At 72.7% G+C, this 2,272-nt stretch carries 2 protein-coding genes; both read right to left on the reverse strand.

Annotation, left to right across the window (positions count from 1 at the left end; genetic code table 11):
• Nucleotides 1–889: NADP-dependent oxidoreductase (locus Q0283_RS16495; protein WP_298045682.1), on the reverse strand; the 889-nt coding region annotated here is incomplete at its 3' end.
• Between the two features lie 113 nt (nucleotides 890–1,002).
• Nucleotides 1,003–2,272, reverse strand: a 1,270-nt coding sequence (locus Q0283_RS16500; protein ID WP_298045684.1) for a cation-translocating P-type ATPase, incomplete at its 5' end; no start/stop codon positions are given.

The raw sequence follows: 2,272 nt of genomic DNA on the forward strand, positions 1-2,272 counted from the left end.
CCTTGCCCGCGGCGTGCCCTCCCTCGACGGCGGCCATCGCGGCCGGGGCCTCGGCCAGGCTGTAGCGCCGGCCCACGTGCGGGTCGATGAGACCGTGCTGGACGACGCCGGTGACCTTCGCCAGGGCCTCCCGGGTGCGCCGCACCCCGGACCCGCCGAGTTCCTCGGCGAGTCCGGGGTCGACGGTCGTGAGGACGTGCCCCGGGTCCTTCGCCACGGGCGCGATGTCCCGCAGCGCCTGCCCGCCGACCAGGTCCACGACCAGGTCCACGCCCTCGGGGGCGATCTCGCGCACCCGGTCCACCACGCCGTCGCCGGACTCGACGAACGTGGCGCCGGTGGACTCCACCAGTTCCTTCTTCGAGGCGCTGGCCACCCCGATCACCCGGAACTCATGCACCTTGCCGATCTGGGCCGCCATCAGGCCCACGCCGCCGCCGGCCCCGAGGATGAGCAGGCTCTGGCCGGGCTCGAGCTCGACCTGGTGGGTGACGTCGTAGGCGACCGTCCCGGCGACGGGGATGGTCGCCGCCTCCACGAAGGAGATCTCCGGTGGCTTGGCCACGGTCCTGGCCGCGTCCAGCACCGCGTGCTCGGCGAAGGTGCCCTCACCCCGCACCGGCAGGCCGAGGACCTCGTCCCCGACGGCGAATTCCTCCACGCCCTCGCCGACCGCGGTGACGACCCCCGAGGCCTCCAGGCCCATCGGTGAGGGCAGCGTGCGCTTCCTGCCGAAGAGCCCCTGACGCATCTTCGCGTCCGCCGGATTCACACCGGCCGCCTTCACCCGGATGACGACCTGCCCGGGGCCAGGCCGGGGCACCTCGCGCTCGATGAGTTCCTGGTTCTCCGGGCCCCCGAAGTCCGTGAAGACCAACACCTTCGACATCTGGTTCTCCTCCTGTGTCCTGTCCCCGGGCGGCGCGTCCGGGTGGCGAGCGGGCCGTCGAGCCCACCTTCCCCGTTCCGCGCCTCCCGATCCAGTCCTGCCGGCCCGGGCGCTCAGACGCCCACTGACGGGGAGCCCTCGGTGGCCTCGAAGTCCCGGTGGTGGGACGGGGCCCGCGCCTCCTTCGCCATCGCGGTCGAGTGGCTGTCGTTGCGCATCAACCGCATGGCGTTGAGGATCACCAGCAGCACGGACGCCTCGTGGACCAGCATCCCGGCCGACATGGTCACCCCGCCGGCGAAGACACCGGCCAGCAGCAGCACCACCGTGATCAGCGCGATCGCGATGTTCTGCCTCATCACGCTCACGGTGCGCCGGGCCAGGCTGATCGACTCCGGCAGCTTCATCAGGTGGTCGCCCATCAGCGCGATGTCCGCGGTCTCCACGGCCACCGCCGAACCGGCCGCACCCATGGCCACGCCGATGTCCGCCGTGGCCAGGGCCGGGGCGTCGTTGACGCCGTCGCCGACCATGGCCACGGTGTGGCCCTCACGCTGCAGGCGCGCCACCACCTCCAGCTTGTCCTCCGGCAGCAGGGCAGCGTGGATCTCGTCGATCCCCGTCGTCGCTCCGATGGACTCGGCCACCAGGCGGGAGTCGCCGGTGAGCATGACGACCTTCCTCACGCCGGCCTCGTGCAAACGGTCGACCATGGCCGGGGCGTCCGGCCGGACCTGGTCGGCCACCGCGATCACGCCGATCACCGTCGAGTCGACGGCCACGATCATCGGGGTCTTGCCCGCGGCGGCGAGCCCGCGCGCGGCCGGGCCGGCGCCGACGTCGTCCGTCACGTCGTACTGGGCCAGCAGGGTCGGGTTGCCGATCAGCACCCGCTGGTCGCCGACGTCTGACATGATGCCCTTGCCGGGGACCGGGGTGACGTGGCCGGGGATGCCCGCCGGGGCCACCCCCGCCTCCTGGGCGGAGTCCAGGATGGGCCGGGCCAGCGGGTGCTCCGAACCGGCCTCGGCAGCCGCGGCCCAGCGCAGCACCTCGGTGCGGTCCGTGCCCTCGCCCAGCACGACGACATCCGTCAGCCGGGGCCTGCCCTCGGTGAGGGTGCCGGTCTTGTCCACGGCCACGGCCGAGATCCTGGCGGAGGTCTCCAGGAACTCGCCGCCCTTGATGAGGATGCCGTTGCGGGCGGCGCGGCCGATGCCGGCGACGATGGCGACCGGGATGGAGATCACCAGGGCGCCGGGGCAGCCGATGACCAGCAGGGTCAGGGCCAGCACCACGTCCTGGGTGAGGATCCAAGTGACCAGGGCCAGCACGATCACGGCCGGCGTGTACCACCTCGAGAAGCGGTCGATGAAGGCCTGG

Origin of the sequence: uncultured Citricoccus sp. (assembly GCF_937871995.1) — a bacterium.
In the GTDB taxonomy this organism is placed as follows: domain Bacteria; phylum Actinomycetota; class Actinomycetes; order Actinomycetales; family Micrococcaceae; genus Citricoccus.